The sequence below is a fragment of the Tianxiuia mixotrophica genome (assembly GCF_050596425.1).
GTDB lineage: Bacteria > Bacillota > Clostridia > Peptostreptococcales > Acidaminobacteraceae.
On the sequence record NZ_CP192292.1, the window covers coordinates 4,732,506 to 4,754,425 of the forward strand.

Sequence of the window (21,920 nt, forward strand, 5' to 3'; positions counted from 1 at the left end):
CCTTCACAAAGCATTTAGGCTTCTATATAGATTAATTATATCACGTTGACACACAAGAAAGGCCTGTTAAAAGTATGCTTTTTTCCTACCGTAAATCGTATTTACTCGACTTATAAGATGGGTTTCAATTGCTTCTTTTCTTGCGCATACTGTGACACAGAGCAATCTTTGATTGCTTCTGTCCTTGCACATACTATGGCACAGAGCAATCTTTGATTGCTTCTGTCCTTGCACATACTGTGGTACAGAGCAATCTTTGATTGCTTCTGTCCTTGCACATACTGTGGCACAGAGCAATCTTTGATTGCTTCTGTCGCGATGCGCGCCAGATAGTTTTAAATGACAAGCTCAGGACTTGAGAGTGAACTCTCAGATCCTGAGCTTGTCATTTAAAACTGCCTTGCTTTGCATTTCGCGCAAAAAAACAACCCCACTCCGCTTTTGCGGTCTTGGGGTTGTGTTCTTCTTATATGCATTTAGGGGGGAGGATGCATACAACTATATCAATCTATTTTTGTAGGGGGATTACTTATCTATGTGTACATTATAAAGTGTAATTATTAACGAAATATGTACACACTGTGAAATTTCTGTTAGCAATCCACGCCTTCATGACATCGCTGTCCCTCTTGCCCTATTATCTATTCCTTTTAGTAGCCACTTGAATACACAAGCAGTTGACCATGGGTGGCATAGTCTATGGGATTAATGCCAAGCTCCATGACTTTTCTTGCTATTGCCACATTCACTATATTGCCTTTATATCCGCAAAGAGAACAGGTTCCACTTTGATAAAGCGCTCCTGGAAAACACTCTGTACATCCCACATCCACTTTGCAATTATCACACACATTTAGTTTATCAATGCCACGAAGGCCTGATATATAGACTCTCATCTGCGGAAACATTGCTGTCACCTCCACTTGCACTAAGTTATTCGAATATTGTAGGACTTTATTATACTCCATTTGCCAAACTGTGTCGAATAATGTCGATAAAAGTTTTTTCACATTTGTTGCCAAACAAAACGAATATTACATTTTGTATCATTTGTAATATGATACCCAAAATTCTAAGTCAAATTTATATCTTTCATATTTTATGTTACTATCAAATGGATCCGTTCTATCGTTTTATCGACATGCATAAGTGGTATCAATAGACAGAGGGGGAACTTAAATGAATTCATTTTTCAAAAAATCTGTAGAACTCAACTTAAAAATCGAAAAGTTTCTGGATACTATCTCAAATAGTTTAACCCTATTTGAGTCTGCAATGAGCCATTACTTAGAAGATGATACAGCCACTTATAAAGACCACATGCTCCGTATCAATGATCTTGAATCCGAAGCGGATGAGCTGGAAAAGGAGATCAAGGTCTCCCTTTATAAGTATATGCTTCTCCCCGATACACGGGCTGATGTCCTTTCCTTGGTTAAAAGCCTGGATGACATTATTGACATGGCTGAGGAAATCACGAAGGACATTCACATTCAAAAACCAAATTTCCCCACCGGTCTTCACAAGGACATTCTCGATATGACAAAGAACTCGGTGGCATCTGCTGAAACACTTCTCACAGCCACTCGAACCTTCTTCCACGAAGTGCATTTGGTATCATCACATACAAGCAAAGTCAAATTTTTCGAACATGAGGCTGACTTAATAGAGGATAAAATCAACGACCAAATTTTCAATGGTGGAGAAGTTCATGACCTCAGCGAAAAAATGCAGCTCAAACGATTTATCAGCAAGGTTTCTAACATTGCCGACACCGCTGAAGTGATCAGTGACAAGCTCACTATTTTCACAATTAAAAGAGAAGTCTAGGTGATATTATGTTGCTCACAATTTTTTATATTTCAAGCGGACTTTTTCTCGGCTGGTCTCTTGGTGCCAATGATGCAGCCAATCTATTTGGAACAGCTGTTGGTGCAAAAGTTGTAAAATTTCGAACCGCTGCCATTATAATGAGTATTTTTGTAATTATAGGGGCAGTTGCCAGCGGATCGGGCGCCAGCCATACCCTTGGAAAGCTTGGGTCGATTTCTTCCCTTTCCGGTGCCTTTATTGTGGCGCTTTCTTCTGCTGTAACCATATTTATCATGACCAAGTATGGCCTCCCGGTGTCAACATCGCAGTCTATTGTTGGAGCCATTGTTGGATGGAATCTTTTCTCTTCCAGCCCAACAAGTTTTGATACGCTCTCGAAAATTGTTATGACCTGGGTGCTTTGCCCTGTCTTATCTGCAAGTTTTTCAATCATTTTTTATAAAATTTTCAAGCACCGAACCAAGACCATGAAAATGAACCTCTTCATGCGCCATTACTGGATTCGGCTCGGTCTTATCCTTGTAGGGGCCTTTGGAGCCTATTCTTTAGGTGCAAATAACATTGCCAATGTTATGGGGGTCTTTGTAAACGCTGTGGAGATCAATGCTTTAGACCTAGGCCTATTCACAGTCAGCAAGACTCAAATTTTGTTTTTTATAGGTGCCTTGGCCATTTCTGTGGGCATTTTCACATATTCTAAAAATGTTATGACCACAGTTGGCAACAATCTTTATAAGATTTCTCCCGCCACAGCTCTTGTGGTGGTTTTATCAAGTTCTTTCGTCCTTTTTATATTTGCATCTGTATCCCTTCAAAATTTCTTGCTCTCACTTAATCTGCCAGCCCTTCCACTTGTACCTGTATCCAGTTCACAGGCTGTTGTAGGGGCTATAATTGGCATAGGCATTGCCAAGGGCGATCGGAATATAAATTTAAAAAAGCTGGGACGAATTTCCTTTGGATGGATTTTGACACCAACGCTGTCTCTTCTTCTGTCCTATGTGAGCCTTTTCTTTATGCAGAATGTTTTTATGCAAAGTGTTATATAAGACCTTTTCAATTTACAAAGATTCAACCAGTATTCCAAAAAAACAAAAAGACCTTTCTAGGTCTTTTTAGGTCTTTCTAGGTCTTTTTTTTGTTTGTATGACGTTTTTTAGAAGTTTTCGAACCACTTCTTTTCTTACTCGAGCTGGCCTTTCGCTTGGTCTTGTTTTTCGGACCATTAGGCGCTCCAGAGGTCTCACTGGTCTTTCTTTTTCTTTCTTTTTGCTGTTTTGTCTTTTTCTTCATAACAGAGTAGCCAAAGGTTCCAAGCTGGTCTCCAAGACCAAAATAGGCCCCGTGACTGTAGCAGATTGGACGTGACTTGTCTAAGTGGAACTTACCTTTTTCATCAAAGTAAGCTTCATCAGCATGGACAGCAAGGACTTCTGCCATAAACATATCGTGACTTCCCAGTTCGATAACCTGTGTCACACGGCACTCAATATTCACTGGAGACTCTTTAATAAGTGGCGCCTTCACATGGGTGGCCGGCTCTGGCGTTAAACCGGTCACTTCAAATTTATTGACATCTCTTCCCGAGCGAACGCCACAAAAATCCGTTGGGTGAACCAGGGCCTCTGTGGTCAGGTTAATGACAAACTCTGAAGACTCTTTTATAAGATTATAAGAGTGACGTTCCTTCCTTACAGATATATATGTCATGGCTGGGGCTGTATTTATTGTCCCAGTCCAGGCAATGGTTATTATATTGTAGTTTTCCGGTTCAGACCCACAAGTGATCATAGCTGCTGGCACAGGATAAATCATTGTACCAGGTTTCCATGTTACTTTACTCATGCCAATTCCTTTCTACTTCTCGTCTTACCAAAGACCAATTTGATTTAGGCCCCATCTGGGCTTGTGTTTTCCACCAACTGAATACGATATCCGTTGGGATCAAGAATATAGAAAAACTTCACATATGGGTTTGGTGCAACAGGACCTTCAATGATTTCTATCCCCTTATTCTTTAAATGTTCTATGAAGGCATCCACCGAATCAACAGAAAAGCCTGTGGAAACATAGCTGGTGAATGTCACATCTTTTTGAGGTGTGCTAATAAGCTCAAACTTGGTTTCACCACTGCCCAGGAATGCAATTTCAACACCCTCTGCTGGGCTGTAACGCTTGTCAACTGTTAAATCAAGAACCTGAGTATAAAACGAAACTGATTCATCCATGTTTTTGACATGAATTGTTGTCCATAAATTTTTCATTGTCCGCGCCTCCTATTGGCTTGTCACATGTCTGTATGGATCAAGACACTTCTGATCCACTTAAATCCAAAGTTCTTTGACGCACTAACTTTAGACTTTCCCCGACCGTATAGGTCGCACAATCTGATTTGACCTCAAAAGTGATATTTAACTTTCAAAATATCAGCATATATTCCCTTAGTTATCCCTATAGCTATTAGATATTTATGAATCAATCATTATAGGAAGGGTTTTCATCTTTAAGTGGTCAACTATTCTTTTACCATTATAACAAAGAAAAACCCTGCTCCAAAGGAACAAGGTTTTTCTGATTGAGAAAGTAAAGTCATTTAATGAATAACTTGCTTATGCTGCAGCGCTGTCAGCTCCAGAAGCTGGCTTAGATGCAGATTTAAGCATAGTGATTGACGTGTATAGGATAACGCCGATTACAAGCCAAGTCAGAATCTCAAGTGGAAGTGACTTAACGAAGTAAGCTGCGATGAATACACCAACAATACCACCCAGTGTGATACCCATTGCCGCACGACGGTCGTATGCGCCAGTCTTAACGAACTTAACTGATGCAGCTGGCATTAGGAATGCACAAGAACCCATCATGATTGGGAAAGCAACAGCCGGTGACATACCTAGGAAGTAGATAAGAGCCATACATGGTGCGTATAGACCAATACCTGCAGTCATTAGGGCACCTAGAATAAAGTTACCCACTACAGCGATAATAAGCTTTGCACCTGTAAGACCAATTGCTTCGCCACCACCAGGCATGATGCCTAGGCGACCAGCAGCCATAAGACCTGCAGTGATCAGTAGGGCAACACCCATGATCATCTGGATCTTCTTCTCAGGAAGCTTGGATACAAAACCAGCACCAATCCATGCGCCAATTGTTGCAGCCGCAAGCATGCTAACTAGTGTTACAGTTTCTACTTCGATAACTTGAATAAAAATAAATGCTTCTAGAACCACGGGAATCGTACAAGATACATTCAGTGTACCTGGTAGAACACGGTCTTTCGTTTGTTTAAAACCTTTTAGTAGTGCAGTTGTTGGTGCAAAAGAACCAATACCTAGCGTATCAAAGAAGTTTGTAACAAAACCAATACCCATAACCTTTGGCCAAGAGTTGTCCTCAAGGTTATTCTTGTTCTTAGCAAAGTCCAATCCGAACATTACTGAGAACCATGCCGTTAGTCCCCCCAGTACGCCTAATACAGCTGTTAACATAGTCTTCCTCCTTAATGATTGTGTAATCTATTTCAAGCTGAAACCGTACTTCACTGGATCCTCTGGATCAATGATGAAGTGGTTAAAGCCTGTAATATAAGCTGAACCTGTGATCTCAGGAATGATTGCTTTTTCTTTACCAACCATCTCTTCGCCCACAATTCTCCCCTTAAATAACGTGCCAAGGATACTTTCGTATACAAACAGCTCGTCGTGGCCAATTTGACCTTTAGCGTGAAGTGTTGCTAGTTTTGCACTCGTGCCCGTTCCGCATGGCGAGCGGTCCACTTGACCCTGACCAAAAACAACAACATTTTTGTAGTCAGCATCTTCATGTGTTGGGTCATCAAAAAACTCAACAAGATCAACCTTATTGATATGGCTTAGTTCTGGGTGTCTAACTTCTACGTGCTCGTTAACGGCATCGCGAATTTTCAGACCCATATCAAGAAGCTTAGATGCATTGTTTGGCTCTACTTTTACATTTAATTTTCTTGCATCGACAATAGCAAAGAAGCTGCCGCCAAAAGAAATATCCATTTCCACATCACCAATAGATGGCACTGGAACAACAACATCTCTCATAAAGTTGAAAGCTGGAACGTTCACGATAGATACTTCTTTTACCTTACCATCGTTAACCGCTGCACGCGCAGTGATTAGACCTGCTGGCGTATCCATCTTGACTTCTGTAAATGGCTCAACCGCTTCAACCATACCAGTTTCAATCGCTACAGTAATAGCACCAATAGAACCGTGGCCACACATGTTTAGGTAGCCGCCACCATCCATGAAAATGATTCCAAAATCAGAGCCCTCATTCACTGGAGGCGTCATGATTGAACCGAACATATCGCCATGTCCTCTTGGCTCATGCATAACAGCTGTTCTTAGGTTATCCATTTTGTCTTCTAGGTAGTTCTTTTTGTCTGCCATTGTCTTGCCAGGAATATTTGGTACGCCGCCCACAATAATTCTTGTAGGTTCGCCCATAGTATGTGAATCCACCACATTTAGACTTCTGATTGCTTTCACTTTGAATCTCCTCTCACTCATTAATGCTGATCTAAATCTCTAAATTGTTATTTTTTTCACTTTGAAGCTTCTAAAAAAACAGATTTTTAACGCATTTTCAGTTTTAAAAAGGCCAGTGCCTTTCTTGCATCCAATCTGTTCACAGTGTTTTCACCAACAACCTCTGTTTCAATGCCCTCTTTGGACTTGTTGAAATCAACGATTGTATCCATGTACGGATTGGTTACAACAAATCGACCTTGAACACCCTGAAAACTTAATCCAGAGACGGGTATTCCCCTTTTGCCTAGTGCTTCAATAGTGTTAGCGTAATCGACGTGAGAGTTTCCCCAGCCATCGACAGATATTAGTACGCCATCCACTCGGGCCGCTTCTGCCCAAGCAGCTGCTCGTTCACCGACAAACATTTTTTCAGTATTTCCTTGAGGTGTGCCTACAACGAGTACACCTACCAGATCAATATCATCATCATTGTCAACAACATCCAGTAGTGGATCGCGAAAATGATGCAGCGACGTTTCTTTAGTAGATGGTCCTATTCCCATTTTGCGCCTCCTATGTCATAGCCCTTAGTGCTCCATCTCGGTATTCGTTCGGAGATAGAATCATTGGCACATTTCCAATATCAATAATTGATTGACCCCCAGTGAATCCCGATGGTTCCTCTGGGAAAAGCATATTATCGTACATAGCACCTTGACCAGCCACTTGCTTCATAATAAGCACTTTCTTCTTGCCTGGTCGCACTTTGTCTTCAAATATGTGGCTTTCACTTGCCAATCGACCATTGATGGCCTTTAGGGGCTTTCGGATAGATTGTAAAAATATATCGCACCCTCTAAATGCTGCCATAGGTTGGTTTCGGTCCGCTTCTTCTTCATATGCCAGTGTCACATCGACGTGAATAATGAAATCCGTTTCAGCTGGTGTGCCCGCTCTTCCAAGCACAAGACTCTCTGAAAGAATCCCTTCGGATGATCCGAACTCAGCCATTTGTTTCCCATTCTCATCACAACCCGTTAACATAACAACCGCACCTGTAAGTGTATGTGTCACACCCTCACCGATTGAGCCTATCACTTTCGTTGAAATAGGAACAATATCCATAATGGTATTGATCTCCACGTCATGTTTCTCAGGCGCTGTCGCCTTTGGTGGGATCACCGTTACAGATATGTCTCTGATTCGAGCGTCAGAATCAACAATCTGCTTAATCAATGAGATATCAAGTGTCAACGTTTCACCGCTGAGCTCGGTTTTATCTCCGAGCTCAACTGATGAAACATGAAAAGATCTGATTGTCAGTCTTCGGATCACTCTTTCCTTAGACATGCCATCACCCTTTTCGAATTCTAAACTTGTGCAATGTATTCGTAGTTCAGTGGAACAATCTTGCCAGCAGATGACATTTTCATCATCTCTTCAAGACTTTCCTTAACAATATTTGTTTGCATTACTTTATCGTTTGGAGCGCCTGCGTTTGCACCCATTGGAACAAGTGGAGCAACTGCACGTGGTGCACCATTTTGACGAACAACTGGTGGTAATGCCGCAATAATAACCGTAGGAATCCCCGATTCCTCTATCGCACGCTGTACAATAACAGCAGTACGGTGGCAAGTCCCTCAGCCAGCTGTCAGAAGAACAGCGTCTACATCAGCTTCTTTTAACTGACGAGCAATTTCTGGACCTGTTTCTTCTGTAAATTTCGTTTGGTCGCCGCCGCCACCCATGAAACCGAAGTGTACTGGCGAAACTTCCTTGATAAAACCTTCTTCAGCAAGTTCACGAAGACGATCGATTGGGAACATGCAGTTGATGTCCTTGTTTACATCGCCATTATCGTAACCACCGTGAGATACCATCATGTCTGCAGATGGTGCGTCACCTGGAATTACGCGGAAAGTGAAGTCACCCGCTAGGTTAAATCTTTTGTCTGTCTTAAGATGTACGCCTGCTGCAGTAGCCATAGCAACACGCATTTCTTTCAGTTCTTTTGTGATTGGGGTCCACACTGGTGGTGGTGTAATCGGAACGAAGATTTCCGATTGAAGCCCCGAAACTGGTTTATACACCATTTCGTCCTCCTTATTTCATCTGATGTTGATTATTGACGTATTGTTCGCACGGCTCAGCAGATACCACTTCTGGATGTCCCATCATGAAACCAACTTCTTGACCAAGTTGCAGCTCATAATCTGAAATTAACATACGTCTAGGAACTTTCAGAGTACCAAGACGGCCCTTCAGATCCATAGTTACAGCACCTTCCTGAATGGCAACGATGATGCCCTCCATATACATTGGGTTACTTTGATACTTTAGCTCGCGCATATTTGCCTCCAATACGTTCAAATTTTCTCTCTATATATTATTCAACTTAATTTGTTGAATCTGCTTCATAAATTTCCTGGCGCTTCTTAGACATCTTTAGAGATTGCTCATTGTTTGTAAGCTCTAATTCAGTGTCTAGTTCACGTTCGATAGTGTCCACGTTGCTTAGCTTAACGTTTGGATTCCACTTACGCTCAGGAGACTTGATTTCTTCGCCAGACATAACGGCCTTTAGCATTGTAAGAGCACGCATTGCGTCTTCTGGGCAAAGAGTGTTGTTTGATAGGATTTCGTTCTCGATACCTAGCTCAGACTTGTTCAGGTCAATCATGTTTGTCATGTATTGGTTACCTACAACAAGAGCACCTTGGTTTGCAGAGAATGTCATACCAACAACCGGGATACCTCTTGAACCAACTTGTTCGTGGTGGCTTGCGAAGTCGATATGGTTGTTTCCGAAACCTTCAGTTGTGATGATAGCACCATCAACGTCTAGGGCTTCAACGATCATACCAAGACGGTTTGACACGTAGAACTTCTCAGAGTTAACCTGTGGAGAACCAACGAAGATGACACCACAAAGATCGATTTCTTCATCGTTCATAGCCTTCATTACAAGTGGCTCTCTCCAGTAGTGACGGCTTGTTTCTTTCGATGCAGGACCGATACAAACTAGGGCGTGGATACCACCATCAAGTACTTCTGTAGGAGCAAGCATAACTGGAACGTTACCAAGGTCAACGTTTGGCTTGCCGCCAAGAACGCCAACTGGCTCAACAGGAAGGATTAGGTTATCGTGCATTGCACCCTGACCCATGATTTCCTTGATGATTACAACTTTCTTGTTGCCCTTGCGTCTCTTTTGAGCTAGTGTTTCAACGTGATCTGGCTCACGAGTCACTTCTTTAAGTGCGTTTCTGATTTCTTGTGTGATAAAATCAGATGCTTTGTGTGCTGCGAATGGACCAGGTCTTTCCATACCAGTGTCTTCTTTGATTGTTACTTCTGTCTTAACGAAGAATTCACCGTGGTCTGGAGCACCAGGACGTCCCCACATTACGTTACGCTCGATGATACCTTCAGAAGAACCGAATTCACCAATCTGAACGCCATTTTCATCAACACCTGTTAGAACAACGATAACGCCGTCAAGTGTTCTAGTGATACCATGACCGATTTCGCCTTCTTCTTTAGTTGCGATAGGCTGAACGTCCATGATTGTTTCACTGCACTTGTCGTACATAGCTGGTGTGATGATTTCAAACTTCATATCTACAACAAGATCATCTTGTGCAACTGCATCTTTACAGATGTCTTCACGTACGTAAAGTGTGCTGCCTTCGATCTTTGTTTCAGGACCAGTTAAAACTTCTGTGATTTTGTAGTGCTTTTTCGTTAGTTCACGAACAACTTTTTCTTCAACTGGTGCAGCAACTGCAGGAGCAGAAGTCGCAGCAGCTTCATCAACTGGTGCTGGTGCAGCAGTCTGCGCTACAGCAGCTGGTGCAGATGCAACAGACATAGGAATTTCAAGTTTGATATCCTTGCCTTCACCGATTTCAATCTTCAAGACCTGACCTCCATATGTTGTTTGCTGAACAGCTGCAACAGTTTGAGCTGGTGCTGGTGCTGCTTCAACAACTTCTTCAACAACTTCAGCTTCCGCTGGAGCCGCTTCAACAGCGTTTAGGCCTTCAAACATTTCAGCCTTAAGTGGTGTTAACGCGTCAACTGTTTCAATAAGCTTTGCGCCTAGTACCTGTTCAATCGTCAGGCAATCATCATTAATTTCAAGAAGACCTGAGTCCTCTAGATCTGGAAATATAGCTGGATCTTCAAGATTTGCTACATCAAAAATTGTACCCGCTTCGAATCTACAGCATGAAACCGCTGGATCCTTTGCATGCGCCTTAGCCGTTTCGGCAGTAATCGACATACAATCGCCTCCTTAACTCAACAAAATTATTTTATATATTCGGGTGCAGTCCAGGGCACCATGACCGTGGGAATCCCCAGACTGCTTAGCTCAACTCGACTTAATCGAGAGGTTCACTTCACTTATGATTTAGTTCTTCTATACAGCCTGTGACCTGCGCCTCTTAGAACGTGGTCTGTGCTGTGATATACCGGGACACCTAACCTAGGTGCCACTTTCATGACTGTGTTCGTTCAATCCTCGCAAGTGCCAGTCAGAATGATCTGTGCCCCTTCCTTGCGTAACTTTAGAACTTTCTCAGTCTGTCCAGGACATGAACCTGGTAGATCACATCTAAAACGGCCGTTGACTTCTGTCATTCTCTTGCACTTCTCTGCTGCAACAACTTCAGCACCCATTGACTCAGCGATTTCTCTTAGACGCGGCTCATCTGCGCCGCACTCACAGGCAATCACACCAACTTTACGTTTGTCATTTGGGAACTCTGTTGCCACTAGGATACCGCCTGTCATTTTATTTACGACATCTTCACTTGAGCTTCTCTTGCCCGTGAATGGCCCACCCATTACAATTTCGCCTGAGCCGATTTCAAATCCGCCACAAGCTTCGATAAGTTCACCAACTGGTGTGCCTAGAGGCACATCCATGAACACTCGACCTTCTTTTGCATCTTTTACTCGGCCACCCACTGTTAAGTCTTTTGAAATAACTGGGCGCTTTTCTTCGATGGCACGTGTCACGTTTTTAAGCGTCTCAGTGTTTGACACAACCGCGCCTGCTTCCAGTGGAAGCTGACCAGGCTTTAGTTCTACACCAAGCAGTTCTCTTACGATAACACGCTCGTCACCTGCTGGGTACATGTCAGGCAGTAGACCCAGTTCAATAGAACTGTAGTTGGCCACATGCTTTTCAAAGACCGAACAAGCCATTTTATGTTTTGGTTTGATTGCAATCAGACCCTTAGATGCTTTTGTCATTTCCATAACGTAAGCCAGACCCTTTACAATCTGCTCTGCCGAAGACTCCATGTATGCGACATTGTGCTTTAGCACAGGTTCACATTCTGCGGCGTTGGCAATAACCACACCTCCGGCAAGATCAACGTTGAACTTAACATGTGCTGGGAATCCTGCACCGCCGGCACCTACAATACCAGCCAGTTCAACCGCTTCTAAGTTTGTTTTAAATGCTTCAATTGGTTCAAATGAATCAGATTGTTCAGCGTGCTTCTCAATCTGAATTTCATTTTCAGTGACACTTTTAACTGTGCCATCCACACTTGAGTGGATTCTTGCGCCAAGACCAGTTGGTTTTGCTACCAGCTGTCCGCGCTTTATATCTGTCCCTACTTCAACAACAGGCTCACAGGGTGCGCCAACATGTTGTTTCAGTGGAAGACGTATTATTGAATCATTCATGACATCATGCCTCCTTTCAGCATTTCATATTCCGTTATATTCTTAACGCATTATCCGTGCCAACTTTGATAAAGTTATGTCAAAACATTTTTGTATACCCCTAGCAAAGCCTTGGAACAACAGGTTTATGGAATTATAAAAAAAATAAATAAGATTTGGTTCGGCATTTGCGTTTTTAATATAAGCCCTACATTTTTTTACAATTACGGCTTATTTTCAGCCTTTTCCCAAGAATTTTATTGAAAACGTCGAAATACTGACACCTTTTTTTGGTGGTTTTTTATTCATTCGAATTATGGAGTAAGTTAAACAGACCCTCGTGGAGGTTTCGTCAGTTTTCTGACACGTGTCGGTATTTTGACATTATTTAAATTGTATGATTTTTATGAAAGATCTAAGCTTCCTATATAATAGGCATCCACCCGATCAAACCATGATGAATCGCCTATTTTTTCACAATTTGTTTCTCTTCGAAATTATGCTTACGTATGACTTTCAACAAACAAACACCTGTATTGTTAAAAGAATTAAAAAGACCGCAAAAACCCCTTTTGGGAATTTTGCGGTCCAGTGTCACTGGTCTATTTTGTTTTCAAGCATGAATAATAAGGGTCTAAACGTCTATGTTATACTGCTCAATTTTATAATACAGGGTGCTTCTTGGTATTTTGAGAAGCTTGGCTGCTTTGGCCTTCTTGCCGCCCGACAATTCGAGTGCTTTTTCGATTGTCTGTTTTTCAACACGCTCTATCTTCTTGATTAAGTCCATATCATCATCAAGCAGGACAGTGTGTGTGAATTCTGATGGATCAACATCTTTAAGAATATATTTTGGTACAGAGTCTATGGTGATCTTGCCGTTTTCACTAAGAACAGTCATAGATTCTACTATATTCTTAAGCTCTCTGATATTGCCCTTCCACTCGTAAGACTGCAAGGCTTCTATGACACCATCTTCTATGATTGGCATTTGCATTTTATTTTTCTGACTGATTTCTTTTAGAAAGCTATATGCAAGAACTTCAATGTCTTCCTTTCGTTCCCGAAGAGGTGGCAAGGAAAGTTGAATAACATTCAACCTAAAGTATAAGTCTTCTCGGAAGGTCCCATCAATAACCATCTTCTTTAGGTCTTTGTTGGTTGCCGAAATTATACGACAGTTAATCTCCCTATTTTTCTCAGCACCAACCCGTCTAACTTCCCCTTCCTGTAAGACTCGAAGGAGTTTTGCCTGCATATGCATCGGCAAGTCTGCGATCTCATCAAGAAAGACAACACCGTTATTTGCCAGTTCAAAAATACCCATTTTTCCCTTTTTACTAGCTCCTGTAAAGGCTCCTGACTCATAGCCAAAAAATTCACTCTCAAAAAGCTGGTCTGGCACGGCGCTACAGTTAACAGGTATGAAAAGGCCTTCACAGCCGCTTTCCTTGTAGATGGCCCTAGCAAAAACTTCTTTTCCGGTGCCACTTTCACCCCGTATAAGAATGCTGGCCGTTGATTTTGCAACCCGCTTTGAAAGCTCAATAGATTCTTTTATCACTGGGCTTGTCCCAATGATGGTGCCAAAAACGTTCTCGCCTATGGAATCCACCATTTTTTCAAGGTAGTGCACCGTTTCGTTCATACGGGACAACTCGTCACTTAACTGCTTAACCTCTGAAATATCTCGTTCCGACGATATGGCTCCAATAAATGTGCCATCATCCGCAAAAAGAGGGGACGCACTAATAGCCACCTGATAGTTTGGTCTCGGTTCATGACAAACACTGTCATGGTCTGTCTTGGTTTTAAGGACTTGGAGAATAAGAGCATCTGGGAAATATGTGCTCAGAGGTTTGCCAATCACTTCATCGGCACTTAATCCGTATAGCTCCTCTGACTGCTTGTTCCATATAACCACTTCTCCCACAGCGTCTACCACACAGACTGACTCATGTAGGGAATCAATGAATATATTAAGGCGCTTCCATGATTCTTCCATGTTCATGTAAAAGTGCTTCATGATTTCATTGTTTCGTATAACACCGCAAATCCGTCCGTCTCTCACGACTGGCACTCGACCCACATTGTTTTTAATCATAAGATCACGGGCGGTCAAAATTGATGTTCCAACCTCAATGGTGATCATATTCTTGCGCATCTTCATCCAGACAGGGAGATCAAGGCCTTCATCATTTCTCACCATTCGAGAAATGTCTGTCATTGTGATCAGACCGATAATAACATCATCTTTATCTGTCACAAATATATCTGTCGTACCGCTATGTAGCATATATGTTAGAGCTTCGTAAATAGAGCCTTGTTCGTAAATTTTAGGCATCATTTTACTCATAACTGATTCAACCAGCGGTTGTCTTGTAAAAAACACATAAACCTCCTAACACATGTTTGAGCAACCAGCAGAATAATGGTCACCCACTGACTTGCTTGCGCAATTTTGTAAACGCTTAATTTAAATGTTTTAACACATAATATACGTTTTTCACTGCCTTGCATAGGGTCACTTCATGGTTCTTTAATGTATTTCGTAGGGGTAAGGTCTCTATTTTAGCCCTTTTGAGCACTGCAGATAAATGTATTCAAGAATTCTTAAATTCACCCATTATGGAATATACATTCATTGTGGTGGCTCTGTCCACTTAAAAATATCATACCATTATTTAGAAATCATAACCAAGTCATTCCCTGTTATTGTGGTTTTGTGCATTTCCCGTGTATAAAAGATTGACATGTTATGCGTTTGCAAAATCCATTTTAGGTTCTTGCTTCTTGCTTCTTGTTTCTTGTTCTATAGGGCTCTTCCTTGAAGGGCATAGAAAAAGACCACCAAACATTTGAATGTTCAGTGGCCTCGTTTTCTTATGGTCATTTTTTCTTAATTTATATTATTGCTTTATCCGTCTCAGGGGATTTTTAACCTGATTCATTCTTGATAAATTAGTAGGCCCTCGCCACATAAACCATATGCTTTGCAGGCTCACCACAGAAGTGGCATGTTGGTCCAAGATCTTCTTGTTCAAATGGAATACAACGGATAGTCGCGCCTGTGTCTTCCTTGATTTTTGCTTCACACTCTGGACAACCGCACCACATACCCTTTGCAAAACCAGGATTTTCTTTTTGCTTGACTTTGAAATCCTCATAGCTTTCAATGGCATATGTTTTTTTGTCTCTTTCTTCCCTTGCCTTTTCTAGCATTTCACTTTGCATTGTCTCAAGAAGGTCTTTGATTGTCTTGTCAAAATCATCAAGAGAAATGAACTGCTTTTCAAGGGTGTCTCTTCTAACAACAACAGCTTGATTGTTTTTTATATCTCTTGGACCAATTTCTACGCGAAGTGGCATGCCCTTCATTTCGTATTCATTAAACTTCCAGCCAGGAGACTGATTTGGACTGTCGTCAATATCCACTCGAATATCAGCATTTTGAAGGGCAGCCTTAAGTTCGTAGGCCTTGTCAAGAACCCCTTCTTTCTTCTGTGCGATTGGTATAATCATGACCTGTGTTGGTGCAATTCGAGGCGGTAGAACAAGACCTCTGTTGTCACTGTGTACCATGATGAGTCCACCAATAAGCCGAGTGGATACCCCCCACGATGTATGGAATGGGTGCTCTTCTTCCCCTGTACGTCCTTGGAAGGATATATCAAAGGCCTTTGTAAAGTGCTGACCCAAGTTGTGTGAAGTGCCTGACTGAAGGGCTTTTCCATCATGCATAAGAGCTTCTATTGTGTAGGTTTGATGGGCCCCTGCAAACTTTTCACTCTCACTTTTTAGACCATCTACAACTGGAATGGCTAAGAGTTCCTCACACATTTGCTTGTAAATCGAAAGCATTTGAAGCGTTTCTTCTTGTGCTTCGTCTGCGGTTTCATGCAGGGTGTGTCCTTCTTGCCACAGGAACTCTGATGTTCTTAAGAATGGGCGTGTTGATTTTTCCCACCGTACAACCGAGCACCACTGATTATATAAGTAAGGCAGTTCTCTATAAGAGCGTAGCCATTTTGAATACATTGAACAAATAATGGTTTCCGATGTTGGTCTCACGCAAAGTCTCTCTTCAAGCTCTTGGGACCCACCATGTGTCACCCATGCCACTTCAGGTGCGAACCCTTCCACGTGTTCTTTTTCCTTATTCAAAAGGCTCTCTGGAATAAGAAGTGGGAAGTAGACATTCTTGTGACCTGTGGCTTTAAACCTTGCATCAAGATCTTGTTGGATGGCCTCCCATAGGGCATAGCCATAAGGTTTTATAACCATAAATCCCTTTACGGGTGAGTAATCAACCAAATCCGTTTTTTTAATGACATCCGTATACCACTGTGGAAAGTCATCTTCCATTTTTGTGATCTCTTTTACAAAATCATCTGTTTGTTTTTTCGCCATTTTTAAACCTCCTTGTTGATTCTCATTATTGGTTTTGATTGTTTTTGGAACTGCAGGCAGTTCTGCTTGGGTGGTTTGGATACTTTGGTATTTCCACTGCGCAACCTTGGGTTGCTCTGTGTCGCGAGGCGCGCCATATATGATTTTTTGTGACAAGGTAAAAATGTGAAGGGGCTTCAAATTTTTACCTTGTCACAAAAAATCATGCAGTGGCTTTGCCTTTCGCGTACAAAAAAGACCCCTCACCTCTTTGTAGAGGCGAAAGGTCGCGGTACCACTCTAATTAGCATAATGCTATCTTGTGCTGGCTTTATCGGACCAATCCGTGTGGCTTTACCACATTCTCTGGGCTAGGTTCAAAATATGATTCGCTTAAGAGTCTTTCAGTCGGTGAACTCTTTTCCCTAAAAAGCATCAATACTTTTACTATGTCCCATCATCGATTTGCAATATGCTTGTTTTAAAGAACAATATAGACATTTATTTTCCCTTTGTCAAGCTATGTTTTCAAAAATTTCAGATAGCTCACCTTGTCATTTGCCTCAATTACCAAGGCTCATAGTAGGAAAACACTTTCACATTTCTTACTTTTGGAAAAATATTTTATCAGTCTAAATCGTTTATTTTATAACAATTCTAACCAAGTGTCAGATTTTTGACATTGTTGACAGGTCTGCAAATAGTCTCTATTCTTTACATGATATAGGGATCTAGGTCACTGGGACTATGTATTAAGGAGATTATGAATGAAACAGAAGAAAAAACGAATATCTATGAGTTTAAAAGCGAAACTCGCATTAGTTATCGTCTGTATTTTGGCCATTGTGTCACTTTCTCTAACAACAATTCTTGTTGGTCAAGCGAGGGTAAGACTTATTGATGAAGCCAAAACAAACGGCATGAACAAGGTTCGGGAAATTGCTGATCAGATTGATTTCTCTCAGGAGTTTCAAAAAATCACTGAAGACATGCTGGCTGATAAGGTCACAAGTCTATCTTATCTGATTGGACAAAAAGAAGTCATTACCAATGAATATCTTGAAGATATCTCAAAGAGTCTCAACATTAGTGAAATCAATATTGCTGACAATTCCAGAAAAATTATTTTCTCAAATATGTCTGGCAATCTTGATTATGTTTATCCAAGCGATCACGCCCTTTCCTCTGTCTTTTCAGGCACAAAAGATTTCACTTCTGAACCTGTACGCAAAAGTGATGTCGATGGCAAGGAATATAAATATGGCGGTGCTCGACTCGCAAATGGATATGTGGTTCAGGTTGGTATTGAAGCCAGCGTCATTGAAGAACTGAAGAAAACCACAAATTTCCAAGCTGTTATTGAAAAAAGCGTTACAGACGACTCCATCAATTATGCACTGATTATAGATAAGAGTTCTATGGCCATTGCACACAATATTGAAGACCGTATTGGTCTGGACCTGTCGGATGACGCCAATGTACAGAAGGTTTTAGAAACACAAGAACCTGTCTCATCTGAATTTGATTGGAACTTTGAAGGTCAAATCATACACACTTATGACTGCCTTGTTCCCCTGTATGTTGACGGTGAATTCATAGGTATTGTCAATGCAGGCATCTCGCTTGAACAGCTTGATCGAGACGTTGAGTCCATGATAATGCAGGCCGTTATTACCGGTCTTATCGCAACAATTATTTCTGCTGTTATTGTGTACTTCTCTATACATATAGCCATTAAGCCTCTTAAAAGACTCACCCTCATTGCTAAAGATGCAGCTTCAGGGAATCTAAGCAATACTGTGACAGTCAATTCAACAGATGAAGTTGGAGAAATGTCTAACTCTTTTAACGAAATGGTTTTAAGCTTACGATCAATGATACGAGATATAAACAACATCAGTGGGGATGTTTTTGAAGCCACAGCCCAACTTTCTGACACAGCCACACAAGTGACTGAAGTCACAGAGCAAATTGCCCTTGCCACTCAAGAAGTTGCTCAAGGTGCAGAGACACAAGTTCGTGTCATCAATGATACTTCTGAAAATCTGGATGAAGTCCTATCCAATGTCAAGTTGGTTCAGCAGGCATCTGAAACCGTTGCAGAAGGGTCTAACAGCAACTTTGTAACCGTTCAGGAAGCCCAGGAAAAAGTAAGAACCATGTCTGAACAAATGACAAAAATTCAAACCAGCGTAGAAGGTGCTTCTGCTCAAATGCAAGAAATGGGTGAAATCGCCAATCAAATTGGTTCTATCATTGATATTATCAACGGCATCGCTGAACAAACCAACCTGCTTGCCCTCAATGCTTCCATCGAGGCCGCTCGTGCTGGTGAACACGGCCGCGGTTTTGCAGTGGTTGCTGATGAAATCCGCAAACTGGCTGAGGAATCACGTAACTCAACAGAAAACATCCGCATGCTGATTGAAAAAACTCAAGTCAGTTCAAAAGAAGCCCTGAGAGCCATTGGCGAGGGCAGCAACGAGTCACAAACAGGCAGCAAGCTACTTGTTCAGGTGGCTGAGTCCTTTAATGACATTGAAAGTGGTGTCACAATGACAAGGGACAGAATGATTGATCTTAAAGACAAAACAGATAAGATCAACCAGGCCATTGACTACGTTAAAAATGAAATTTCAAAGGTGGAGCAGGCTTCTGAAACCTCTGCTTCCAACTCTGAAGAAGTGGCTGCTTCCACAGAAGAACAAACAGCCTCAGTCGAGGAGATTGCAAGAACAATTCATGGTCTAGAAGAAATGATGCGTCAACTGAAGGACTCAGTTGGTGAATTCAAAATTGATTCAGACAATGCATAAGTTAAATAAATAATAATTTATCCTTAAAATCCCGACAAGGACCTGGTGATCAACCATCATGACCTGTCGGGATTTTTCATTTTGGGGACTGGATCATTCGGTTCCCCACTATTTCTTTTTCAAGCACTTGTCTGCTTAGCACCACAAGCTCCTATCGTATGGGCTGTGGCGGCGGGAACTGACCTCTGGCCTCTAAAAATCCCCATATAAAAAGGAGCTGTTCGCAAATAACAGCTCCTAAAAAATTTCAATCAAGACGCTCTAGATTAGAACCTCCTGTTGAGATTGTATAATCTAGGCTTATAAAATTAGTTCAAATAAATTAATAGTATAAGGCGATACAGCTCAAAGACTATATGCGTTTTGTAGCAGGTGTCACTTGGCTTAGATCAACAGTTGATTTTCTGCGTCTTCCCATACGCGACTCGACCTTTCTAAAGGCCATAATCGCTCCACCTAAGGCAAACCATCCCATAACCATATTGAGTTCAATATCAGTTAAGGCTGTCGGCATACCCGGCAAGCATGAAATAATAAGACCCACAGTCATCATCAATGCAATGCCACTGATAAGCTTCCACTGTTTGATTTTGTATGGTCTATCGGCTTTTGGCTTAACAACACGCAGCTTGATAAAAGATATAACCGCCATCATATAAACCAGAACCATAGCAAAACTGCCTGCATTAATCAGGTTTGTCAAAACACCTCTACCGAAAAATGGTGCCACCGAAGAAATGGTTCCAAGCACTATAAGCGCATTTACAGGAATTCCATTTTTCTTTTTCCCCATCCAGCTTGGTAGCATATCACGCTCTGCCATCGTATTGATTGCAAAACTGCCACCAATAAGAAATGCATTCCATGAAGTTATAATGCCGCCCAGACCAGCAATAATCATAATAAAGCCAACCTTAGGACTGTTCCACGCATGACTCATAGCCACAACCGCTGCAAGATCGTCAGGAACACCGCCAATACCTAAAATATTGCCCACTGATCCTAAAATACCAACATACCATGCTGTTGCCATAAGAACTGAGATACCAATAAGTCTACCGAGTTTCTTAGGTTGAATCCCCATTGTTGAAGCCGTTTGAGGTATAACATCAAATCCCATGAACATAAATGGTGTCATGATTAAAACGCCGAAAATGCCTTTAAATCCACCTTTTACATTACCAAGTGCTTCAACATTAGCCCCAGCTGGAATATTGCCAACAAGTAAAATCAGTCCAGAAACAAGTATAATTGCCGTTACAAGACTCTGTACTTTAACCGCCCAATCTGCGCCTTTCAGATTGATAGCCGTCATTACAGCCGATGCAGCCAGTGCCACAAACAGCCACCCCACGTAAATGTCGTTGCCCCCAATTTGATACAGGGACCCAAAACTTAGACGTCCGTCCATCATAAAATTGAACACATCAGCAAATGCCACAGCTTCAAAAGCCACAATAGATGCGTATGCCAGAATTATCAACCAGCCGATAACTGCCGAAGCACGTCGTCCGAAAGCTGACTGAATAAAATTCATGACACCACCATCACTCGGCATCATAGAGGTCAATTCTCCGTAAATCATTCCGATACAGAGTACCATTGCGCCACCAAGTAAGAATGCGATCGATGCCCCTAACACACCAGCATCTCTTACCCAAAGGCCTGAAAGGATGACCCATCCCCAACCGATCATCGCGCCAAAAGCAAGCGCAAGAACTTCCATAGAGCTAAAGCCCTTCTTCTTTCCAGCAGACATAATAATCCACTCCCCCTGTTGATTGTTCAATTTTCAATGTTATACTATTAACATATACAACATAAACGGCAATAAGCTTTACCTCATGAAAACTATATTGACCGCAGTCAATGACCGCGGTCAGTGACTGCGGTCAGTATAGCATGGCATGAGTCTTTTCGTCAACCACAAAAGTGGGGGTTTTTTATGGAAAATTCTAAAGAAAATTTAACATTTAGGCAACGCCAGTCTCTCGAGACAAAGGAACGTATTCAGGCGACTTCTATTAAGCTCTTTCAGAAGTATGGCTACCACAATGTCAGCATTGCACAAATCACCAATGAAGCTGATGTTTCAAAGGGATCTTTCTACACTCATTTCGACACGAAATCCGATGTTCTCAACGAACATTACATGGATGACGACAACCATTATCTCAACTACAAGAAAACAATTGATACTCTTCCAACCACACCGGAAAAGCTTATGGCCTTTACAAAATATGTATATACGTGGATTGGTGAAGAAGTCGGCTGGGAACTAATGGGCGTTATTTATGGTTATATGTTAGACAGCAACAGTGACAATTCAGGCTTTCTAGATCCAGACAGACCATTTTATAGAATACTCATGGATATTGTCGAGGAAGGTCAGAAACTAGAGGATATACGAAGTGACAGGAGTCCATTTGAACTGGTACAGATTATAGTCAGCAACTATAGAGGGGTCTTCTATGATTGGTGCATTTCTCAAGGCGGGTTTGACCTACTCTCCCGTGGAGAACTGTCCATGTCCGTCCTTTTAGATGGCATCCTTTATAAAGCGCCAGTACAAACCAGATAACGGCGCACCTATCTCATTACATATTTAGTAAGCACCGAGTCAGTGGGACCAGAAAACAACTTAAGAGTCTGCCACTGTCCATTTCGATGGACGAATAAGTGAACTCAT

Annotated in this window: 18 protein-coding genes; 4 read left to right on the forward strand and 14 right to left on the reverse strand. The window is 41.8% G+C overall.

The window, feature by feature from the left end; all coding sequences use genetic code 11:
• Positions 1 to 650: 650 nt before the first annotated feature.
• A complete protein-coding gene (locus ACQ4KW_RS20820) occupies positions 651 to 908 on the reverse strand; it encodes a hypothetical protein (RefSeq protein WP_430884357.1) in 258 nt (85 codons plus the stop codon).
• A gap of 271 nt (positions 909 to 1,179) precedes the next feature.
• Between ACQ4KW_RS20820 and ACQ4KW_RS20825 the strand changes: the two genes are divergently transcribed.
• A complete protein-coding gene (locus tag ACQ4KW_RS20825; protein ID WP_430884358.1) occupies positions 1,180 to 1,830 on the forward strand; it encodes a DUF47 domain-containing protein in 651 nt (216 codons plus the stop codon).
• An 8-nt stretch (positions 1,831 to 1,838) separates the two neighbouring features.
• Complete coding sequence (locus ACQ4KW_RS20830) at positions 1,839 to 2,882, forward strand: inorganic phosphate transporter (protein ID WP_430884359.1); 1,044 nt, start codon at positions 1,839 to 1,841, stop codon at positions 2,880 to 2,882.
• Between the two features lie 76 nt (positions 2,883 to 2,958).
• Here the strand turns inward: ACQ4KW_RS20830 and ACQ4KW_RS20835 are convergent, their stop codons facing one another.
• The 12 genes from ACQ4KW_RS20835 to proS form a co-directional block, all read right to left on the reverse strand.
• Positions 2,959 to 3,678 (reverse strand): flavin reductase family protein, encoded by a 720-nt coding sequence (locus ACQ4KW_RS20835; protein WP_430884360.1) that lies wholly within the window; start codon positions 3,676 to 3,678, stop codon positions 2,959 to 2,961.
• Positions 3,679 to 3,722: 44 nt separating this feature from the next.
• Positions 3,723 to 4,097 (reverse strand): VOC family protein, encoded by a 375-nt coding sequence (locus ACQ4KW_RS20840; RefSeq protein WP_430884361.1) that lies wholly within the window; start codon positions 4,095 to 4,097, stop codon positions 3,723 to 3,725.
• Between the two features lie 345 nt (positions 4,098 to 4,442).
• The gene (locus ACQ4KW_RS20845) at positions 4,443 to 5,324 is read right to left on the reverse strand and encodes a TSUP family transporter (RefSeq protein ID WP_430884362.1); all 882 of its coding nucleotides are present in this window, start codon (positions 5,322 to 5,324) and stop codon (positions 4,443 to 4,445) included.
• 27 nt (positions 5,325 to 5,351) lie between these two features.
• Complete coding sequence (locus ACQ4KW_RS20850) at positions 5,352 to 6,359, reverse strand: proline racemase (RefSeq protein WP_430884363.1); 1,008 nt, start codon at positions 6,357 to 6,359, stop codon at positions 5,352 to 5,354.
• 86 nt (positions 6,360 to 6,445) lie between these two features.
• On the reverse strand, positions 6,446 to 6,904 hold the full coding sequence (locus ACQ4KW_RS20855; protein ID WP_430884364.1) for a glycine/sarcosine/betaine reductase component B subunit: 459 nt from the start codon (positions 6,902 to 6,904) through the stop codon (positions 6,446 to 6,448).
• A 10-nt stretch (positions 6,905 to 6,914) separates the two neighbouring features.
• On the reverse strand, positions 6,915 to 7,691 hold the full coding sequence (gene prdD, locus ACQ4KW_RS20860) for a proline reductase cluster protein PrdD (RefSeq protein ID WP_430884365.1): 777 nt from the start codon (positions 7,689 to 7,691) through the stop codon (positions 6,915 to 6,917).
• Between the two features lie 20 nt (positions 7,692 to 7,711).
• Positions 7,712 to 8,437 (reverse strand): D-proline reductase (dithiol) protein PrdB, encoded by a 726-nt coding sequence (gene prdB / locus ACQ4KW_RS20865; RefSeq protein WP_430884366.1) that lies wholly within the window; start codon positions 8,435 to 8,437, stop codon positions 7,712 to 7,714.
• Positions 8,438 to 8,447: 10 nt separating this feature from the next.
• Complete coding sequence (locus ACQ4KW_RS20870; RefSeq protein ID WP_430884367.1) at positions 8,448 to 8,693, reverse strand: CBO2463/CBO2479 domain-containing protein; 246 nt, start codon at positions 8,691 to 8,693, stop codon at positions 8,448 to 8,450.
• Between the two features lie 46 nt (positions 8,694 to 8,739).
• Positions 8,740 to 10,629, reverse strand: coding sequence for a D-proline reductase (dithiol) proprotein PrdA (gene prdA, locus ACQ4KW_RS20875; protein WP_430884368.1), 1,890 nt, complete (start codon positions 10,627 to 10,629; stop codon positions 8,740 to 8,742).
• A 122-nt stretch (positions 10,630 to 10,751) separates the two neighbouring features.
• Positions 10,752 to 12,047, reverse strand: a complete 1,296-nt coding sequence (prdC, locus tag ACQ4KW_RS20880) for a proline reductase-associated electron transfer protein PrdC (RefSeq protein WP_430884369.1) — start codon at positions 12,045 to 12,047, stop codon at positions 10,752 to 10,754.
• A 613-nt stretch (positions 12,048 to 12,660) separates the two neighbouring features.
• The gene (locus tag ACQ4KW_RS20885; RefSeq protein ID WP_430884370.1) at positions 12,661 to 14,418 is read right to left on the reverse strand and encodes a sigma 54-interacting transcriptional regulator; all 1,758 of its coding nucleotides are present in this window, start codon (positions 14,416 to 14,418) and stop codon (positions 12,661 to 12,663) included.
• Positions 14,419 to 14,987: 569 nt separating this feature from the next.
• Entirely contained in the window at positions 14,988 to 16,436 is a 1,449-nt protein-coding gene (gene proS / locus ACQ4KW_RS20890) for a proline--tRNA ligase (RefSeq protein ID WP_430884371.1), read from the reverse strand.
• Positions 16,437 to 17,182: 746 nt separating this feature from the next.
• On the opposite strand from proS, the gene ACQ4KW_RS20895 reads away from it, so the two are divergent.
• Entirely contained in the window at positions 17,183 to 19,231 is a 2,049-nt protein-coding gene (locus ACQ4KW_RS20895; RefSeq protein WP_430884372.1) for a methyl-accepting chemotaxis protein, read from the forward strand.
• Positions 19,232 to 19,583: 352 nt separating this feature from the next.
• On the opposite strand, the gene ACQ4KW_RS20900 is transcribed toward ACQ4KW_RS20895, so the two are convergent.
• Positions 19,584 to 20,990 (reverse strand): APC family permease, encoded by a 1,407-nt coding sequence (locus tag ACQ4KW_RS20900; RefSeq protein WP_430884373.1) that lies wholly within the window; start codon positions 20,988 to 20,990, stop codon positions 19,584 to 19,586.
• 186 nt (positions 20,991 to 21,176) lie between these two features.
• On the opposite strand from ACQ4KW_RS20900, the gene ACQ4KW_RS20905 reads away from it, so the two are divergent.
• Positions 21,177 to 21,812: a TetR/AcrR family transcriptional regulator gene (locus ACQ4KW_RS20905; protein WP_430884374.1), complete on the forward strand. Its 636-nt coding sequence runs from the start codon at positions 21,177 to 21,179 to the stop codon at positions 21,810 to 21,812.
• The last annotated feature ends 108 nt before the right edge of the window (positions 21,813 to 21,920 follow it).

What these genes read in the sequence shown, in the direction of transcription:
- prdA (WP_430884368.1), bottom strand. Translation starts at nt 10,629, where the DNA reads ATGTCGATTACTGCCGAAACGGCTAAGGCGCATGCAAAGGATCCAGCG.
- ACQ4KW_RS20830 (WP_430884359.1), top strand. Translation starts at nt 1,839, where the DNA reads ATGTTGCTCACAATTTTTTATATTTCAAGCGGACTTTTTCTCGGCTGG.
- ACQ4KW_RS20895 (WP_430884372.1), top strand. Translation starts at nt 17,183, where the DNA reads ATGAAACAGAAGAAAAAACGAATATCTATGAGTTTAAAAGCGAAACTC.
- ACQ4KW_RS20845 (WP_430884362.1), bottom strand. Translation starts at nt 5,324, where the DNA reads ATGTTAACAGCTGTATTAGGCGTACTGGGGGGACTAACGGCATGGTTC.
- ACQ4KW_RS20840 (WP_430884361.1), bottom strand. Translation starts at nt 4,097, where the DNA reads ATGAAAAATTTATGGACAACAATTCATGTCAAAAACATGGATGAATCA.
- proS (WP_430884371.1), bottom strand. Translation starts at nt 16,436, where the DNA reads ATGGCGAAAAAACAAACAGATGATTTTGTAAAAGAGATCACAAAAATG.
- ACQ4KW_RS20870 (WP_430884367.1), bottom strand. Translation starts at nt 8,693, where the DNA reads ATGCGCGAGCTAAAGTATCAAAGTAACCCAATGTATATGGAGGGCATC.
- ACQ4KW_RS20835 (WP_430884360.1), bottom strand. Translation starts at nt 3,678, where the DNA reads ATGAGTAAAGTAACATGGAAACCTGGTACAATGATTTATCCTGTGCCA.
- ACQ4KW_RS20820 (WP_430884357.1), bottom strand. Translation starts at nt 908, where the DNA reads ATGTTTCCGCAGATGAGAGTCTATATATCAGGCCTTCGTGGCATTGAT.
- ACQ4KW_RS20900 (WP_430884373.1), bottom strand. Translation starts at nt 20,990, where the DNA reads ATGTCTGCTGGAAAGAAGAAGGGCTTTAGCTCTATGGAAGTTCTTGCG.
- ACQ4KW_RS20825 (WP_430884358.1), top strand. Translation starts at nt 1,180, where the DNA reads ATGAATTCATTTTTCAAAAAATCTGTAGAACTCAACTTAAAAATCGAA.
- prdD (WP_430884365.1), bottom strand. Translation starts at nt 7,691, where the DNA reads ATGTCTAAGGAAAGAGTGATCCGAAGACTGACAATCAGATCTTTTCAT.
- ACQ4KW_RS20905 (WP_430884374.1), top strand. Translation starts at nt 21,177, where the DNA reads ATGGAAAATTCTAAAGAAAATTTAACATTTAGGCAACGCCAGTCTCTC.
- ACQ4KW_RS20855 (WP_430884364.1), bottom strand. Translation starts at nt 6,904, where the DNA reads ATGGGAATAGGACCATCTACTAAAGAAACGTCGCTGCATCATTTTCGC.